This is a genomic window from Kitasatospora sp. NPDC018058 (genome assembly GCF_044327205.1).
In the GTDB taxonomy this organism is placed as follows: domain Bacteria; phylum Actinomycetota; class Actinomycetes; order Streptomycetales; family Streptomycetaceae; genus Kitasatospora.
Map to the genome: position 1 here is coordinate 1 of NZ_JBIRFA010000081.1, position 14985 is coordinate 14985.

A 14985-nucleotide genomic window follows, 5' to 3' on the forward strand; every position below is an offset into this window, starting at 1 on the left:
AAACGAACTGCCCTCAGCTTCAACCAGGTTGCTGCGACAACCCGGCAGTGCAGGTCTCTCACCTCACTCGACTCCATGGCGCCTCGTGGCGCACCCACCCGCTATGACAAGACCCCGGAAAGCTACCTCGCCGGCCTCCACCTCCGCGGCGCAATGATCTGGATCAAAGACCTCACCAGAACCACCGCTTGATCACAACCAAATACACGCCCTAGTAGGCGGCCTCGCGGGCGTAGGCGGCGACATCCTGCCGGTGGCGCTCGGCGCGCAGCGCGTGCTGGAGGACGGCGTCGTGGTCCGGGTCGTAGCGCTTGGCCTGGGTCTCGGCGGTGGTCGCGCACGCGCTGTCACTCGGCGCATGTCGGCTGCGGTGGCGAAGGCGGTCTCGTCTCCGGTGTCGGCGTGCCGGTCGGCGGTGCGTTCGTCGCTGCGGCCGCTTCTGGGCGAGGCGCTGGTCGACGAGCTCGCGCAGCCGCAGGCCGGGAAAAGGCGCGCCAGCGGTTCCGTTCGACACTCCCTGTGGGGCGGCGGAGCATGAAAGAAAGAGAGTACACGATGTGCCCGCGCGGACGCCGTGCGGCAGACGCGCGTGCCACCCCGCGGTCGCATGAGGAGGAACGATGATTCGCACCCGCCGTCTCGCGATACTCGCCCCGCTACTCCTGTCCTCACTGGCTCTCGGGCCCGCCGCCGTTGCCGCGCAGGGAGCGGCTGGACAGGCGCCTGCCCTTGTCCCCGCCAAGGCCAGGTGTCTGCTCACGCAGGACTCGGCCAACTCGAAGCCCAATGATCCGAAGTTCACCCTCTCCGCTTCCGGTTTCAAATCCGACACGGTGTCGTTCTCCGGAGGCAACGGAGGCGGCGGAGCGAAGCTCACCAACGGATCCTTCTCCTTCAACAACCTCGGGCCCGGCCGCTACACCGTTTCGGGCAACAAGGACGGCACCGTGAACTGCGGCAGCACGCCGAAGCCGCAGAGTGAGCAGAAGGGTGCCAACGACCAGTACAAGAAGGGCTTCTCAGACGGATTCGCAGCGATCAAGAGCAGCTGCACCGCGAAGCCGCCGCAGAGCCTCACCGCGGTGGACCCGAACTACCAGAAGGGCTTCACCGACGGAGCGGCCCTGGCGGCCAAGAAGTTCTGCGGCCAGTAGGGGCTGGTCCCCGGACGGCCACGGGCCGGGCGCCGTGGCGGCGGCCGTCGTCCCGCTGCGTGACGCTCGGGATGTCGATGGCGGCCCTGCTGAATCTCGGCCCTCTCGCGAACAGAGCCAACCGGTAGAGGGCTTCGGCGCCCTCCAGCCCTCGGTCTCTTCCCGCATCGCCGCCAGGCCGGCCGGGCGGGCTGTGGCGGGGCGGATGATGACGTATCCGCCGATGTTCTGTGCCTCGGCGTCGGCCAGGTCGAACGGGATCAGGGAGGGGCTGGTCCATCGACCTTGAGTCCACCTCACCCCAATCGGCACGCTGAGGGGCACCTGCAGCAGGTTGCCCGAAAGCGACCCGACCGACGCCATCGCGACGCCCGCGGCAGCACTGCCCAGGTTCACGAGGCCACCGCAGCCCGAACCGGCCACCTGAACACACGATCACGGACTCCACGAGAGTCGGGGCAGCTCACCCCGTATGCACCGGGCAGCACCCGATGACCGGCTGGGCCGACGGAGACGAACGGACCGTATGGTCCGTCACCGCCTACGGGCAGGAATCAGCCCGTTCCCAGAGCTGGTTCGACACCACCGTCACCAAGTACCACCACAAGCTGTCCACCCACGTCAGCGCACTGACTCGAGCCGGGCTCACCCTTGCCGCGCTGGACGAACCCCAGCCCACCCCCGCCGACGTCGCCCGTCGACCAGACCTGGCCGAACACCTCATCAGGCCACCGCTCCTGGTCGTGGCCGCGCGCAAGCAGGCCTGATCCCGGAACAGGACCAGGCCTCCCGGGACGGCCCACCGCGCCAACGCGACGCCGGCTTTCGGCGAGGTCCAGTCGGTGCGGTGCCGGACCCAGGACCGGCGGATGGCGGCCGGTTCAGCGCGCGACGGTTCGCGTGGTGACTGCCTGGCCGCCCACCCGGATCCGTGGTTCCGGGCGGCGCTGGTCGACTGTTGCAGTGATGGTGGACGGGCTGCCGAGGTGATCGCCCATGTCGACCGCAAGGTTGTCGGCCCCACCTGTTGTCGCATGCGCAGCGGCCAGGCAGGCCGTGCTGTTGGCGTTGGCGATGTCCTCCGGGACGCCGATCGACGGGGCGAACATCCGGGCCGCTGCCCGGCCGAGCCGGTCCGGGGGCGAGTAGACGTAGCAGCCCAGCAGGCCGTAGCGGTCGCAGGCTGCGCGCAGGAGGGCGAAGTCCGGGGCGAGTTCGGCGAGTGCGGTGCGGGATCTCAACGGCCTGCCCCGTGCGCGTCATCGCGAGCCGGACCGCCTCGATCGCCGCAGTCACTCCGCCTGCCGCGGCGATGTGGTTCTCCTTGAGCAGTACCATCGCCGCGAGGTCGAGTCGATGGTTGCGTCCACCGCCGACGGTCACCGCGTACTTGTCCAGGGCCCGTAGGCCCGTCGCTGTCTTGCGGGTGTCGAGGATGCGCGTCCCGGTCCCGGCCACGGCCTGGACGTAGTGGTCGGTGAGCGTCGCGATGCCGCACATGCGCTGAAGGAAGTTCAGTGCCGTGCGCTCCCCTGTGATCAGGCTGCGCGCCGGACCGGACAGGCGTACCAGGACGTCGCCTTCGACCAGCCGGGCCCCGTCGCGGACGGTCGCTTCGAGCTTGATCTCGGGGTCGACCTGAGTGAAGACCTCGGCGACCACGGGGAGGCCGGCTGCGATGCCGTTGTGCCGGGTGCGGATTTCGGCCACGGCTGCCAATGCCTCGGGAACGCTCCATAAGGTGGTGATGTCCTGCCCTGACGCGTCCTCGGCCAAGGCCGCGGAAACGGCGGTGCGCGCCGCTGTTGCGGGGAATTCGTTCATGGTCTGGGGTCTCCCCTTCTCAGTGATGGGACGGGATGCCGAGACGTGCACACACCAGGCGGCGGACAAGGCAACGTTCTTCCCGGAGGTCCTCATGACCCACCCCGCACCGCGCACCCGGCTGAACGTCGGCAGCACCACGGTCACCTTCCTGCCCGACGGGTACGGCCGCATCAACCCCTCCGCCTTCCTCCCGGGCAGCGCCCCCGACGGCTGGGCCACGCACGGCGCGCACCTCGACCTCGACAGCCGGTTCACCGTCAGCATCGGCTCGTTCCTGATCCGCACCGCTGACACGCGCAACCTCCTCGTCGACCTCGGGCTGGGGCGCGTCGAGTTCACGGTTCCGGGAGTGGCCGACTTCCACGGCGGATCCCTCCTCGACTCGCTCGCCGACGAGGGCCTGACACCCGCCGACATCGACACCGTGGTCTACACGCACCTGCACCACGACCACGTCGGCTGGACCAGCCCGTTCGCCCCGGCCTCCGGCCTCCGGCCTCGCCCCGGACCGGCCCGTCACCGAGCTGACCTTCTCCCGCGCCCGGCACCTGAGCACCGAGACCGAGTGGAACCACTGGTCCGGCACCGCCGACCCCGCCGGCCCCGATCCACTGGCCGTCCAGGCGCCCCTGGCCGACCGGATCGGCTTCGTCGCCGACGGCGAAGAGATCGCGCCCGGGGTGCGCGTGCTGGACACCGCCGGCCACACCCCCGGACACCTCAGCCTGGTCGTCACCGACCCCTCGGGCAAGGACCCCCGGCGCCTGCTCATCCTCGGCGACGTCATGCACACCCAAGTCCAGGTCACCGAAACCCACTGGACCTGCGCGTTCGACCATGATCCCGCCACGGCCACCGCGACCCGGGAGCGCGTCCTCAAGGAACTCGAGAACCCGGACACCGTCCTGGCCGACGGACACTTCTCCGGCAGCGTGTTCGGCCACGTCCTCCCCGCGACCACGCGCCGCGCACGGGCGCAAGGCGTGAGCCGATGACCGGCACGCCGTGCCGCCGCCGCTCGGCCGACAACACCGCAACCACGGTCCGCGCCGCCGCAGGGAGCTGCGTCACGGTCCGAGTTCAAGCTCGGCCGCCCACCGCCGCGACCACTCGGTGAGCGGACGCAGGGCCTGGTGAGCGTCCTGGCCGAGGGCGGTGAGGGCATAGCTGCCGTCGGACAGCCGTTCGGCGAGGCGGGCCTCCTGGAGCTCTGTGAGGCGTTGCCGAAGGACGCTTGACGACATGCCGTCGCAGCGTTGCTGCAGCAGCCGGAAGCCGAGTGGCTCGTGCCGTAGTTCCCAGAGGACGCGCAGACTCCAACGGCGTCCGAACAGGTCGAGGGCTGCCATCACCGGTCGGCCCGTGGTGGATCCACGCACCGGTTGGCTCGGCCTGGGTGTCGCTGACACGAGTGGGACCTCCCGTCGGGCCCTTCTGCTTCGGATTCCGAAACGGTAGCATCACACCCCGGGTGCGCTTCGATATTCGAAGCACTCTCGGCTCGACAGTTCGACCCATGGGGACCCAAGGGGGCGGGATGGCTCAGCAGGACATCGTCAGGGAACGTGTCGCGACCCTCAGTTGGAGGGAGCCGGGTGCGCTCTTCGCCACCAGACGGGAGGAGTCCGGCTTGGAGTACCTGCGGGGCCTCATGAGCGGCGAGGTCACCCCGCCGCCCGTCGCCCAGGTGCTCGGCATCACGATGGTGAACGCCGATCCCGGCCGGGTGCGGTTCGACATGCCCGTGCACGGCTTCGTCGTCAACCATCTCGGATTCCTCGCCGGCGGCATCCTCTCCACCGTCATCGACTCGGCCCTGGGCTGCGCCGTACTCTCCGCGGCCGCCGCAGACCAGGACATCGTCACCGCCGACCTCAGCGTCGACTTCCTCCGCCCGGTGAAGACGGTCGACGGCAGCGTCACCGTCGACGCCGAATTGGTCCACCTCGGCCGCAGCCGCGCAGTGGCCACGTGCCGCGCACTCGACGCGGACCAGCGGCTGTGCGCGATCGGCAGGAGCACCTGCCTAATCCGCCCCAAGCCCCTTCCTACGACCGCCGACTCTCCAGGCGAGGCCTCCTTCGGCCTCGGGGGCACCCGATGACCGCACCACCGGCCGGCGCCGAAGACGACCACCCTCCCCGGCACCTCTTCGTGGGACGGGTCCATACCGCTCAACGGACCGTCTCCTGCGAGGACATCGCGGCGTTCGGCTCCCTGGTCGGCGACCACGGACGCCACCACCGGCCCGGCGCCGAGGGTGTGATGGCCCACGGACTGTTCACCGCTTCCCTCGCCACCCAGGTCGGCGGCCGGCTCGACTTCATCGCCCGCACCATGAGCTGGGAGTTCCTCCAGCCCGTGTGGGCAGGTGACACGATCACCGCGAACGTCGTCGTACGAGCACTCGAAGCACGGAACACAGGCACGGCGGTGGAATTCGACATCACCATCGTCAACCAGCGCGGTACGACCGTCCTGCGTGGCAGCAGTTCAGGCCTGATACGGAGTTGACCAGCACGCCGGCCGGGGCCATCGAGGAATCACGAAAAGAGCCATCATGACGCAAGAACCCGCACCCCACCTGCGGCCCCACCAGGCTCCGTCCGAAGCCCTTCGGAGCGGAGCGTGATCGGCCTCGAGTACGAGATGACCTACAGGGAGACGATCGAGGGTCCGCTGACTCCGACAACGGGCTCGCCCCTCGGCGAACGGCTCTGCTGGAAGGTGGCTTCGGCGTCGTTGACCGGCGATCGCATTGACGCCACGCTCGCGATGCCGGGAACCGACTGGATCCGCCTCGGCCCCGACGGCATCCGTCGCCAGGACCTGCGCGCACAGCTGCTGACGCGTGACGGAGCCGTCATCCTCCTCCACTACGACACCGGCCTGATCCGCCCGAGCGAGGCGTTCCTCAACGCCCTGTCCAACGGCGGCGAGACCGGCTGGACAGACCAGTACATGCGCATGGTGCCCGAGTTCGACACCGGCGACGACTCCTACGCGTGGCTCACTCAGAACCTCTTCGTGGCAGAGGGGCGTCTGGCCGGAGCGAAGCAGATCGAGTACCGGATCTACCGGGTCCTGTAGACCGCGCCATTCGGCTCAGCAACGGTCGGATTCCGGTGGTACCAGCGGGGCCCGGGGCACCGACGAGGTGCTTCCAGCCAGGAGGCGCGCGGCGGCGACGGCCGTGTCGGTGACGGTCACCGGACGCACTGCGCTCGTCTGCGCCCGGCTTCACGGCCGTAGTGATCACATCTGGGATATCGGCTCGTCGAGCACCCCCGACGTGGCGATCAGGTAGCCGAGCTGGGCCCGGCTGCTGCTGTTGAGTCGTCTGGAGATCCGCCGGACGTGTTCGGTGATGGTACGGCTGCTGACGCCGAGGCGGTGAGCGATGGCGGAGTCGGTGCTGCCGGTGATCAGCAGTCGCATGATCGACAGTTGCAGGTCGGAGGTGATGTCCGGGTCGGTCGCCCGGGCTGGGTTCGGCTCCAACGGTGCGGCCCGCAGCCAGGCTCGTTCGAACACGCCGATCAGGAAATCGATGACCCCGGTATCCCGGATCGCCAGCATTTCGTCGCGACGGCCCGCCGAAGCGGGAATGAACGCCACTGTCCGGTCGCAGACGATCATCCGCTCGGACAGGTCGCTCAGCGTCCGCACCTCGCCGCCCGCCTCGATCACCTGCTCCACGAAGCGCATGGTGGGCGGGTGGGCGCGCACCACGTGCTGGTACAGGCTGCGATTGCGCACTCCCTGCCGCAGTCTGGGCAGCACCCGCTCCGCACTCTCGGCCAGCGCGTCCTCCGGACGGCCGCCGTCGGGCTGCACGCTGATCAGCTCCCGCTCGCAGGCCGACACCGCGATGCGCAACGCAGTCGAGCTTGTCAGGTGGCCTCTGCGAGCTGTTGGGCGAGCTGCTCGATCCTCGGCGCCAGCCGTGGGCCCAGTGCGGCGACGCCCATGGCGGTGGCGATGCCTGCCCAGGCGATGGGACCGAGAGGGGTGCAGCCGAAGAACTGGCTGACCAGCGGCGTCTCGATCAGGGCGACCAGTACGGCCGCGGATCCGAGGACGGTCGCCAGGACCAGCGGGCTGTGCCGCCGTCCGGTCACGGTCTGGGTGAGCTGGACACCGACCACGCCGCACAGCGCCATCGTGCTGGTCCGCCGTGCGGAGCCAGGGGTGACGGTCCCGAGGATCCAGGCCGTGGTCGCGCCGAGCGTGGTGACGATGCCGCGGTGCCTGATCTGCCGCGTCAGCGGATCGCCGAGGGCGGCGACGCCCACGGGGATGCTGTCGGCCAGGGCGGACTCACCGTCCGCTGTCTCCTCGGCAGGTTCGTCCCTGGGAGCGACCGAGACCGCCATCGCCGGGAACATGTCGGTGAGCAGGTTTACCAGCAGGATCTGCCGGGTCGACAGGGGAGAGGACCCCGACAGCAGGGTGCCGAGGACGGAGAAGCCCGTCTCGCCGGCGTTGCCGCCGATCAGGACACTGATCGCGTCGGCGACGCTGCGCCACAGGGCGCGGCCTTCGGCGACGGCGGCGACCAGCATCGACAGGTCGTCGCCGGTGATCACCAGGTCGGCCGCGTTCCTGGCCGCGGCCGAGCCGTGTACCGCGCTGCCGACCCCGATGTCGGCAGCGCGGATCGCGGCGGCGTCGTTGGCGCCGTCGCCGACCATCGCGATCACCTGCCCGGCTGCCTGCAGCGCTTCGATCACGTGCAGCTTCTGCTCGGGAGCGACCCGGGCGACCACGCCGCAGTCGCGCAGTTTACGGGCCCGTCCTGCCCGGTCCGCGGCGGCCAGCTCGTCGCCGGTGACCACGGATACGTCCTCGGGCCAGCCGAGTTGGACAGCCACCGCGCGGGCCGTCCGGGGGTGGTCGCCGGTGAGCATCACGGGCCGCACGCCAGCCTGGCGCAGATCCGTCACCAGCGGCGCGGAGCTGGGGCGCGCCGTGTCGGCCAGGGCGACGAAGCCGAGCAGGTTGAGTTCTGCCAGTGGTCGGCCGAGTACCTCGGCGGGCTTCTCGCCACGGGTCAGCTGGCGGCCGGCGACTGCCAGCACTCGCAGGCCGTCCTCGGCCAGGGCTTGCGCGGCGCCGTCGTCGGCGCCGTCCTGGCAGGCGGGCAGCGCGACCTCGGGCGCACCCTTCACCAGAAGCATGTTGGTGTCGTCCGCGTCGGTTCCGACGGCCGAGGCGTACCCTCGGCTGGCTTCGAAGGGCTGCACTTCGACGGGCGTCCAGGGCGACTCGGGCGGGGTCGCCTGGAGGATCGCTTCGTCGGTGGAGTGGGCGTGGATGCCGGCTTCCTGGTCGGGAGTGCGGCAGGTCAGCGCGGCGGCCTGGAGCAGCGGTGCCGCTTCGGCGCTGTCCGCCGCATGCTCGGTTCCGTCAGCAGTGGCCACGCCCTCCACCCGCAGTCGGTTCTCGGTCAGGGTGCCGGTCTTGTCGAAGCAGATGGTGTCCATCCGGCCGAGCGCCTCCAGCGCCCGGGGAGTACGGACGAGGATGCCGATCCGGCTGAGCCGGCGGGCGGCGGCCAGTTGCGCGACGGTCGCCACCAGCGGCAGACCTTCCGGGACGGCGGCCACCGCGACTGCCAGCCCGCCGCGGACCGCCTGTCGTACTGGTCGGCCGCGCAGCAGCGACAGGACGGTCACGGCGGCGCCGCCCAGCAGCGTGAACGGCAGCATCTGGCTGGTCAGTTCGTGCAGCCCGGCCTGGACGCCGGGCGCGGGCTGGGCATGTGAGGCCAGATGCGCTGCCCGGCCGGCCTCGGTCTGGTCGCCGGTGCCCACCACGATGGCCCGGCCGTGTCGGGCGACCACCGTGGTGCCCTCGAAGACCATGCAGTGGCGGTCAGCCAGTGGGGGTTTCGTGAACAGGTTCGACTGGAGGGCCGGTGCCCGGTTCGGAGCTGGCGAGAAGACGTCGGTGATCGCCCGTGACCTCCGAGTCAGTGAACGGTCGGTGGAGCGCTGGCGGCGGGCCTGGCGGCGGGCCGGAGGCCCTGCGCTCGACTGGCCTCGCGCGTACGCCGAAGCTGTCGGTGTCCCAGTTCGTCGAGCTGGAACCTGAGTTGGGCAGGGGGCTGGCCGTGCACGGGTTCGAGGAGCAACGGTGGACGCTGGCCCGGATCCAGACGGAGATCGGCCACCGGTTCCGGATGAGGCTGTCGATTGCAAGCGTGTGGCGGCTGCTGAACCGGCACGGATGGTCCCGGCAGGCCCCGACCCGCAGGGCGCTCGAGCGGGATGAGAGTGCGGTCGAGCTGTGGAAGTAGGAGGTCGAGCGCCGTGAAGCGCTGTTGAACCGAGTGGCGGTGTGAGACTGCTGCCGCTGTGCTGTCGCAGCAGCAAGGTGAAGCTGGGGGCAGCCCAATCCGGGAGACGCCGGTGAAGGCGGCAAGCAGCCCCGACAACGACGGAGTGTCCCGGAATCGCCAGCCAGGACGGGTCCGGCAAGCGAGACAGGAAGGTCGGGCTCCTGGGCCCGGGGGCGGGCCCAGGAGCGGCGGTCTAGGAAGCGTCGGGGTAGGCGGCGGTCGCGCGGATCTCGACGAGGAGTCCCGGGCTGGCGAGGCCGCTGACCCCGATGATCGTCCAGGTCGGGTAGGGGGCTTCGACGAGGCGCTGTTTGGCCTCGATGAAGCCGGGCAGGTGCCGGCGGATGTCGACGTGGTAGCTGGTGACGTCGACAAGGGCGGACATGTCGAGGTTCTCCAGCCGGAGGATCTCTTCGATCTTCCGGAGGGCGATCTCGGTCTGCTCTTCGATGGTGTCCGGGATGGTTCCGTCGGCGCGGCGACCGATCGTTCCGGCGATGAACAAGAGGCCGTGCGCGCGGACCGCGGCGGAATAGCCGAAGCTTGCGAAGGCGCTGGTGGTTTGCCCGAAGACTGCGTTGTCCTCGGGGACCTCGACGGTGTGGACGGTCATTGCGGTGCTTCCCTTTTCTTGTTGACGGGGTCGTAGGCTCCGTGAAGTCAGTTGCCCCAGCGGGACGAACGGCAGGTGTGCTCCAGTCGGGTCCGGCCGAAGGTCTCGCGTTCGCGGAGGAGTTCGCCGGGGATCGTGTACCGGGGTGCGTTCTTCGGGTCTTTCGCGGCCTGCGCGACGATCGCGTCGGTGAGTGAGCGGATCATGTCCAGCCGTGGATAGGCGGCGTGCACGGCGTCGGCCTCCTCGTCGGTGACGGCGTCGACGTGGTTGGCGCCCACTGGGCCGCCGAAGTCGAGGGCGACGCCCTCGCGGACGAGCACACACAGCGTGCCGCGGCGTTCCGCGATGCCCGGGGAGGTGTGCAGGGCGATGGCCTGCCAGACCTGGTCGGCGTCGGCTGCGGGTACTCCGCGGTCGGTCAGGAATGAGGCGGCCCGGTCGGCGCCTTCGACCTCGAACCGCTGGCTGTGCGGGCCGTCCGACGCCACGCCGAGGTCGTGCATCGCGCACGCGGCGAATAACAGCTCGTCGTGGTAGTCGTGGCCGGCGGCCAGGCCGAGGCGGCCGGCCACCAGCCGGGCGAACAGGTAACTGCGGATGCTGTGGTTGAAGACGGATGGCGTTTCCACCGGCTGGATGAGGTTCACGACGGCGTCGGCAAGCGGTGTGCCGGGGAGCGTGATCAGGTCGGCGGTTGCCTCGTGGGTAGGTCCGGTCATGTCTTCAGCCTGGCCGTGACCCCCCTGACCTGGTGAGAGGCAAAATTTCCATACTTCGATAGAATCTTGCCATGGCAGTGCATCGAGTCGCGGTCCTGGCGCTGGACGGGGTCACCCCGCTCGACCTGGCGATCCCGGCGCAGATCTTCACCACCCGGCCGGAAACCCCCTACGAGATGACCCTGTGCGCGCTGGACGCGAAGGTGGCCACCAGCGCGGGTTTCGCCTTGGTCGCTGACGGGGGCCTGGAGCAGGTGCGCGCCGCCGACACCGTGATCGTGCCGGGATTCGAACCGCTCCTCCCGTTGCCGGACGCCGTGCTCGAGGCACTGGCCGAAGCCCGCGACCGGGGCAAGCGTGTGGTGTCGATCTGCACGGGCGCCTTCGCGCTGGCCGCGGCGGGCGTACTGGACGGGCTGCACGCCACGACCCACTGGAAACACATCGACGAGTTCGAGCGGGGCTTCCCGGCCGTCACGGTCGACCGCGACGTGCTCTACGTCGACGAGGGCGACGTGCTCACCTCGGCCGGGGTGTGCTGCGGCATCGACCTGTGCCTGCACATCGTGCGCCGTGACCTGGGCGCGGAGGTGGCCAACCAGATCGCCCGCGCTCTGGTCGCCGCCCCGCACCGAGACGGTGGGCAGGCCCAGTACGTGCCGGCTCCCGTCGCGGTGGCCGGTGAGGCGTCGCTCTCCGGGACCCGGGGATGGGCCCTGCAACGGCTCGGCGAGCCGCTCACGCTGCGCGTGCTTGCTCGGCACGCGGGCCTCTCGCAGCGCACCTTCATGCGCCGGTTCACCGAGGAGACGGGCACGACCCCGTTGCAGTGGTTGCTCAATGCCCGGCTCGGCAGGGCGCGGGAAATGCTGGAAACCACGGAGTGCTCGGTGGATCAGGTGGCGCGGGACTGCGGGCTGGGCACGGCAGCCAACCTGCGGCTGCACTTCCGGCGCGTACTGGACACCACTCCCACCGCCTACCGCCGCACCTTCACACGCTCGACGTCGCACAGTCCGGCCTGTTCACCTGCGCTCCCGCGCTCGAACTGAGAACGGCCACCACGACGCTGAAGGTCGACGGAAGGGCCTGGAAACGGGAGCCGCGTGCTGCCGGGGATAGGAGCAGCTCGCCTCGGGCCTCGGCAGATCCCGGCCTCCGCGCGGGCGATCGGTGCACCGAGGTAGCGGTCGGGCGGCGCCAGGTGAAGCGCTGGATGAGCGTTTCCGTCGATTGCAGCCCGGAAAACGCAAGCAGGCCACTACGATGCCCTCGCCCGCTCCGCTCACGGCACGACTGGCAGAGACTCCAGCCCTCGCATCAACCGTGTGTGCCGCCATCGCCGCGACACGGGCAGGGCGTGCTCCTCGACGCGGGAGAACGGGGAGTCCGCGAGGATGTCTTCGTACCGGCGGCGCGGCGGGGTGTAGGTGCCCTCTGTGCCGGCGCGGCGCTCGGGTCCGAGGTAGGTCTGGATGAGCTCGCGCAGGGCGTCGGTCCATGCGGATTTCGCGGTCCACAGGCTGCCCTCGCCCATGACCGCGACCACCGCATCCGGAGCGGTTGCCTTGTCGACCAGACGCAGGACCTGCTCCTGGTTCATCCAGCGGAACGCCCGGGCGGCCGTGACCAGATTCGCCTGGTAGCCGGGGTAGGGGGCGGTGAACTCCTCGGCCGGGCAGCGGTGCACGCCGAGCGGCTTCTCCCCAAGGAACGGCTTCACCACCTTCTCCGCTTCGGCGATCATCTCCGGGTCGCACTCGACGATGTCGACCCGCGCGAATGCCTCATGAACGGCCGCGGGTACCTGCCCGGTGCCGGTACCCAGGTCCAGCAGAACTGGGTGGGGCGTGTCGCGGACCGTGTCGGTCAGAAGCGCGACGGCGGCCTCGGGCAGGCCGGGCCGGAAGGTGCGGTAGGCGCTCGCGGCGCCGGGGAAGAGGGGCATGTTCGTGGCTCCAGGTCGGTTCGGGCTGCTCGGCTCAGGCGGAGGTGGCAGAGAGTCAGGGCGTGGGGGTGCCGGGCTCGGCGGCGGATTCCAGGGCAGGGGCGGGCTGAGCCGGGAGGGCCGCCGCAGGAGCGGCGCCGGCGGCAGCCAGGGAGGTGAGGTGGCGGATGGGGGAGCGCCACAGCATCCACGCAGGCGCGGCCAGCAGGCAGGTGATCGCGGTCAGGGTCGGGCGCAGCCCGATCGCGGTGCCCAGGACGCCGGCCAGGAGCGCGGCCAGTGGGCGCAGGCTGAACGCCAGCCACATGCCGCTGGACTGGGCCCGGCCTTGCATCTCGGGCGGGGTGATCAGCTGGCGGATGCTGCGCAGCAGAGCGCCGCTGGCCACCGCGCAGCCGGTCTGGACGACCATCGCCGCCCCGATGGCCACCTGGCCGGTGGCGCCGGGGCGGGCCAGGAGCAGCGGGAGCTGGCACACCGGGGACAGGGCCAGGGCGGTGACGATGACGCGGCCGGGTCCGAAGCGGGCCGCCAAGCGGCGGCCGGTGATCCCGCCGATCGCTCCGCCGATTCCGCCCGCTCCCATGACCAGGCCCAGCACGGTGGGCGGCCAGCCGAGGGTGCGCAGCAGGAACAGGCTCCACAGCGCCGCGCAGGAGGCCATCGCGGAGGCGTTCACGGTGTTGGAGAGCACGGCGGCGCGGACCAGCGGTGTGCGCAGGGTGTAGGCGAGGCCGGCGCGGATGTCGGCGAGCACGCTGGTGCGCTGCTCGGGTTCGGTCCGGGCGGGCTCCGGGGTCTGGATGCGCAGCAGCAGCATGGCGGAGAGCAGGTAGGAGAGGGAGTCGGCGGCGACGGCGCGGGCGGCGCCGAGGAGGCCGACCAGCACCCCGCCCAGGTTCGAGCCGGCCGTGTCGGCCAGCGAGTTGCCGGTGCCCAGTCGGGCGTTGGTCTCCACCAGCTGGTGGTGCTCCACCAGCTGCGGCACGAAGGCGGTGGACGCCGTGCTGCCCAGGACCTGGAGGGAGGCGACCAGGAAGGTCACCGCGTACAGCTGGGCCAGGGGCGGTGCGGCGACCAGCGATACCAGGGGCACGCTGGCCAGCACGGCGCCGCTGGCCAGCTCGCAGACGATGACGATCGGCCGCTTGGGCCAGCGGTCGGCCAGCACGCCGGCGTGAAGGGTGAACAGCAGCGGGGGCAGGCGGCCGGCCACCGCCAGCCCGGCGACCTGCAGGGTGCTTCGGCAGGTTCTGGGGCTGGTTCAGCGTCGGAGACCTGTTCGTCCTCAACTTCCTCACCATCGTCACCGAGTTCATCGGCATCTCGCTCGCCGCCGAGTACCTCGGCGCATCCAAGTACTGGGTGGTGCCGCTCTCCGCCCTCCTGCTGATCGCCGTCACCGCCAGCGGCTCCTTCCGCCGCTGGGAACGCGCCATGTTCGCCCTCATCGCCGTCAGCCTGCTGCTCGTCCCGCTCACCCTGCTCTCCGGGCCCAAGTGGGGCCAGGCCGCCCACCACTTCGTCGTCCCCGGAATCCAGGGCGGCATCACGGGCGACGCGGTCCTGCTGATCATTGCGATCGTTGGCACCACCGTGGCCCCTTGGCAGCTCTTCTTCCAGCAGTCCAACGTCATCGACAAACGCATCACCCCGCGCTTCATCGGCTACGAACGCGCGGGCACCGTCATCGGCTCGATCGTCGTCGTCGGAGCGACCGCCCTCGTCATAATCGCGGACTACGCCGCCCGCGGCACAAGCTTCGAAGGCCAGTTCACCGACGCCGCCGGCGTCGCCCACGCCCTCGAACAGCACAGCCACGCACTCGGCGTCATGTTCGCCATCGTCCTCATGGACGCCAGCATCATCGGCGCCGCCGCCGTCACCCTCGCCACCAGCTACGCCTTCGGCGACGTCTTCAACCTGCGGCACTCCCTGCACCGCGGCTTCGGCGAAGCGAAGAAGTTCTACGCCTCCTACAGCCTGATGGTGCTGCTCGCCGCCGCCATCGTCCTCATCCCCGGCGCCCCGCTGGGGGTCATCACCGAAGCCGTCCAGGCCCTCGCCGGACTCCTCCTGCCCTCCGCCAGCGTCTTCCTGCTCCTGCTCTGCAACGACCCCGAAGTCCTCGGCCCCTGGGTCAACCCCCGCTGGCTCAACCTCCTCGCCTCCCTCATCATCGCCGTCCTGCTTCTGCTCTCCGCCACCCTGATGACCGCCACCCTCTTCCCGCACATCGACGTCAAGGCCCTCACCATCTGGCTCGCCGTCGTCCTGGTCGTCGCGCTCATTAGAGGACCATCCCTTCTGCAGCCCTCTTCGGTAGGGTTGTGACCTCTCGGTCCCGGTGGGTGCATGGCCAGTCGCGCGAGCCGTTC

General features: G+C 70.3%; 17 protein-coding genes and 6 pseudogenes. 12 read left to right on the top strand and 11 right to left on the bottom strand.

Annotated features, from left to right (window positions below; translation table 11 throughout):
- Positions 1 to 192, top strand: a pseudogene (locus ACH4E7_RS43605) (hypothetical protein); the annotation flags it as partial.
- Between the two features lie 19 nt (positions 193 to 211).
- On the opposite strand, the gene ACH4E7_RS43610 reads toward ACH4E7_RS43605, so the two are convergent.
- Positions 212 to 514: a hypothetical protein gene (locus tag ACH4E7_RS43610; RefSeq protein ID WP_396254775.1), complete on the bottom strand. Its 303-nt coding sequence runs from the start codon at positions 512 to 514 to the stop codon at positions 212 to 214.
- A 106-nt stretch (positions 515 to 620) separates the two neighbouring features.
- Here ACH4E7_RS43610 and ACH4E7_RS43615 point away from each other — a divergent pair, with 106 nt between their 5' ends.
- The gene (locus tag ACH4E7_RS43615) at positions 621 to 1154 is read left to right on the top strand and encodes a hypothetical protein (protein WP_396254776.1); all 534 of its coding nucleotides are present in this window, start codon (positions 621 to 623) and stop codon (positions 1152 to 1154) included.
- 309 nt (positions 1155 to 1463) lie between these two features.
- On the opposite strand, the pseudogene ACH4E7_RS43620 reads toward ACH4E7_RS43615, so the two are convergent.
- A pseudogene (locus ACH4E7_RS43620) lies at positions 1464 to 1577 on the bottom strand (chaplin family protein); the annotation flags it as partial.
- A 68-nt stretch (positions 1578 to 1645) separates the two neighbouring features.
- Between ACH4E7_RS43620 and ACH4E7_RS43625 the strand changes: the two are divergent.
- Positions 1646 to 1921: a hypothetical protein gene (locus ACH4E7_RS43625; RefSeq protein WP_396254777.1), complete on the top strand. Its 276-nt coding sequence runs from the start codon at positions 1646 to 1648 to the stop codon at positions 1919 to 1921.
- Positions 1922 to 2035: 114 nt separating this feature from the next.
- On the opposite strand, the gene ACH4E7_RS43630 is transcribed toward ACH4E7_RS43625, so the two are convergent.
- Together ACH4E7_RS43630 and nadC are read right to left on the bottom strand one after the other, a co-directional pair.
- Positions 2036 to 2395 (bottom strand): PhzF family phenazine biosynthesis protein, encoded by a 360-nt coding sequence (locus tag ACH4E7_RS43630; RefSeq protein ID WP_396254778.1) that lies wholly within the window; start codon positions 2393 to 2395, stop codon positions 2036 to 2038.
- A gap of 22 nt (positions 2396 to 2417) precedes the next feature.
- Positions 2418 to 3152 (bottom strand): annotated as a pseudogene (gene nadC / locus ACH4E7_RS43635) (carboxylating nicotinate-nucleotide diphosphorylase); the annotation flags it as partial.
- On the opposite strand from nadC, the pseudogene ACH4E7_RS43640 reads away from it, so the two are divergent.
- Positions 3073 to 3585, top strand: a pseudogene (locus ACH4E7_RS43640) (MBL fold metallo-hydrolase); the annotation flags it as partial. The pseudogenes nadC and ACH4E7_RS43640 overlap by 80 nt on opposite strands.
- A gap of 82 nt (positions 3586 to 3667) precedes the next feature.
- Positions 3668 to 3976, top strand: coding sequence for a hypothetical protein (locus ACH4E7_RS43645; RefSeq protein WP_396254791.1), 309 nt, complete (start codon positions 3668 to 3670; stop codon positions 3974 to 3976).
- A 72-nt stretch (positions 3977 to 4048) separates the two neighbouring features.
- Here the strand turns inward: ACH4E7_RS43645 and ACH4E7_RS43650 are convergent, their stop codons facing one another.
- Positions 4049 to 4330, bottom strand: a complete 282-nt coding sequence (locus ACH4E7_RS43650; RefSeq protein ID WP_396254779.1) for a winged helix-turn-helix transcriptional regulator — start codon at positions 4328 to 4330, stop codon at positions 4049 to 4051.
- Between the two features lie 188 nt (positions 4331 to 4518).
- Here ACH4E7_RS43650 and ACH4E7_RS43655 point away from each other — a divergent pair, with 188 nt between their 5' ends.
- The 3 genes from ACH4E7_RS43655 to ACH4E7_RS43665 all read left to right on the top strand — a co-directional run bounded on the left by ACH4E7_RS43655 (position 4519) and on the right by ACH4E7_RS43665 (position 6071).
- Positions 4519 to 5085: a PaaI family thioesterase gene (locus ACH4E7_RS43655; protein ID WP_396254780.1), complete on the top strand. Its 567-nt coding sequence runs from the start codon at positions 4519 to 4521 to the stop codon at positions 5083 to 5085.
- Positions 5082 to 5495 carry a hypothetical protein gene (locus ACH4E7_RS43660; protein WP_396254781.1) on the top strand — a complete coding sequence of 138 codons (414 nt, stop codon included), beginning with the start codon at positions 5082 to 5084 and terminating at the stop codon, positions 5493 to 5495. Before ACH4E7_RS43655 ends, ACH4E7_RS43660 begins: the two co-directional genes overlap by 4 nt.
- Positions 5496 to 5609: 114 nt before the next feature.
- Positions 5610 to 6071, top strand: coding sequence for a DUF3237 domain-containing protein (locus ACH4E7_RS43665; RefSeq protein ID WP_396254782.1), 462 nt, complete (start codon positions 5610 to 5612; stop codon positions 6069 to 6071).
- Positions 6072 to 6236: 165 nt separating this feature from the next.
- On the opposite strand, the gene ACH4E7_RS43670 is transcribed toward ACH4E7_RS43665, so the two are convergent.
- Positions 6237 to 6860, bottom strand: coding sequence for a LuxR C-terminal-related transcriptional regulator (locus ACH4E7_RS43670; protein ID WP_396254783.1), 624 nt, complete (start codon positions 6858 to 6860; stop codon positions 6237 to 6239).
- Between the two features lie 14 nt (positions 6861 to 6874).
- Positions 6875 to 8869, bottom strand: a pseudogene (locus tag ACH4E7_RS43675) (cation-translocating P-type ATPase); the annotation flags it as partial.
- Here ACH4E7_RS43675 and ACH4E7_RS43680 point away from each other — a divergent pair.
- Together ACH4E7_RS43680 and ACH4E7_RS43685 are read left to right on the top strand one after the other, a co-directional pair.
- Positions 8847 to 9077 carry a helix-turn-helix domain-containing protein gene (locus ACH4E7_RS43680; RefSeq protein WP_396254790.1) on the top strand — a complete coding sequence of 77 codons (231 nt, stop codon included), beginning with the start codon at positions 8847 to 8849 and terminating at the stop codon, positions 9075 to 9077. The pseudogene ACH4E7_RS43675 and the gene ACH4E7_RS43680 overlap by 23 nt on opposite strands.
- Positions 9049 to 9282 (top strand): winged helix-turn-helix domain-containing protein, encoded by a 234-nt coding sequence (locus ACH4E7_RS43685; RefSeq protein ID WP_396254784.1) that lies wholly within the window; start codon positions 9049 to 9051, stop codon positions 9280 to 9282. Before ACH4E7_RS43680 ends, ACH4E7_RS43685 begins: the two co-directional genes overlap by 29 nt.
- Positions 9283 to 9517: 235 nt before the next feature.
- Here ACH4E7_RS43685 and ACH4E7_RS43690 read toward each other — a convergent pair whose 3' ends face one another.
- Positions 9518 to 9937, bottom strand: coding sequence for a RidA family protein (locus ACH4E7_RS43690; RefSeq protein ID WP_396254785.1), 420 nt, complete (start codon positions 9935 to 9937; stop codon positions 9518 to 9520).
- A gap of 47 nt (positions 9938 to 9984) precedes the next feature.
- Positions 9985 to 10659, bottom strand: a complete 675-nt coding sequence (locus ACH4E7_RS43695; RefSeq protein ID WP_396254786.1) for an HD domain-containing protein — start codon at positions 10657 to 10659, stop codon at positions 9985 to 9987.
- A gap of 71 nt (positions 10660 to 10730) precedes the next feature.
- On the opposite strand from ACH4E7_RS43695, the gene ACH4E7_RS43700 reads away from it, so the two are divergent.
- Positions 10731 to 11711, top strand: a complete 981-nt coding sequence (locus ACH4E7_RS43700; protein WP_396254787.1) for a GlxA family transcriptional regulator — start codon at positions 10731 to 10733, stop codon at positions 11709 to 11711.
- A gap of 233 nt (positions 11712 to 11944) precedes the next feature.
- Here the strand turns inward: ACH4E7_RS43700 and ACH4E7_RS43705 are convergent, their stop codons facing one another.
- Together ACH4E7_RS43705 and ACH4E7_RS43710 are read right to left on the bottom strand one after the other, a co-directional pair.
- A complete protein-coding gene (locus ACH4E7_RS43705) occupies positions 11945 to 12607 on the bottom strand; it encodes a class I SAM-dependent methyltransferase (protein ID WP_396254788.1) in 663 nt (220 codons plus the stop codon).
- Positions 12608 to 12662: 55 nt separating this feature from the next.
- Complete coding sequence (locus ACH4E7_RS43710) at positions 12663 to 13823, bottom strand: MFS transporter (protein WP_396254789.1); 1161 nt, start codon at positions 13821 to 13823, stop codon at positions 12663 to 12665.
- A 38-nt stretch (positions 13824 to 13861) separates the two neighbouring features.
- Here ACH4E7_RS43710 and ACH4E7_RS43715 point away from each other — a divergent pair.
- Positions 13862 to 14941 (top strand): annotated as a pseudogene (locus ACH4E7_RS43715) (NRAMP family divalent metal transporter); the annotation flags it as partial.
- Positions 14942 to 14985: the final 44 nt, after the last annotated feature.

Bases quoted from the DNA above. Each gene is read 5' to 3' on its own strand.
- ACH4E7_RS43615 (WP_396254776.1), top strand. From the start codon at position 621: ATGATTCGCACCCGCCGTCTCGCGATACTCGCCCCGCTACTCCTGTCC.
- ACH4E7_RS43625 (WP_396254777.1), top strand. From the start codon at position 1,646: ATGACCGGCTGGGCCGACGGAGACGAACGGACCGTATGGTCCGTCACC.
- ACH4E7_RS43650 (WP_396254779.1), bottom strand. From the start codon at position 4,330: ATGGCAGCCCTCGACCTGTTCGGACGCCGTTGGAGTCTGCGCGTCCTC.
- ACH4E7_RS43655 (WP_396254780.1), top strand. From the start codon at position 4,519: ATGGCTCAGCAGGACATCGTCAGGGAACGTGTCGCGACCCTCAGTTGG.
- ACH4E7_RS43660 (WP_396254781.1), top strand. From the start codon at position 5,082: ATGACCGCACCACCGGCCGGCGCCGAAGACGACCACCCTCCCCGGCAC.
- ACH4E7_RS43680 (WP_396254790.1), top strand. From the start codon at position 8,847: ATGCAGTGGCGGTCAGCCAGTGGGGGTTTCGTGAACAGGTTCGACTGG.
- ACH4E7_RS43690 (WP_396254785.1), bottom strand. From the start codon at position 9,937: ATGACCGTCCACACCGTCGAGGTCCCCGAGGACAACGCAGTCTTCGGG.
- ACH4E7_RS43695 (WP_396254786.1), bottom strand. From the start codon at position 10,659: ATGACCGGACCTACCCACGAGGCAACCGCCGACCTGATCACGCTCCCC.
- ACH4E7_RS43700 (WP_396254787.1), top strand. From the start codon at position 10,731: ATGGCAGTGCATCGAGTCGCGGTCCTGGCGCTGGACGGGGTCACCCCG.
- ACH4E7_RS43705 (WP_396254788.1), bottom strand. From the start codon at position 12,607: ATGCCCCTCTTCCCCGGCGCCGCGAGCGCCTACCGCACCTTCCGGCCC.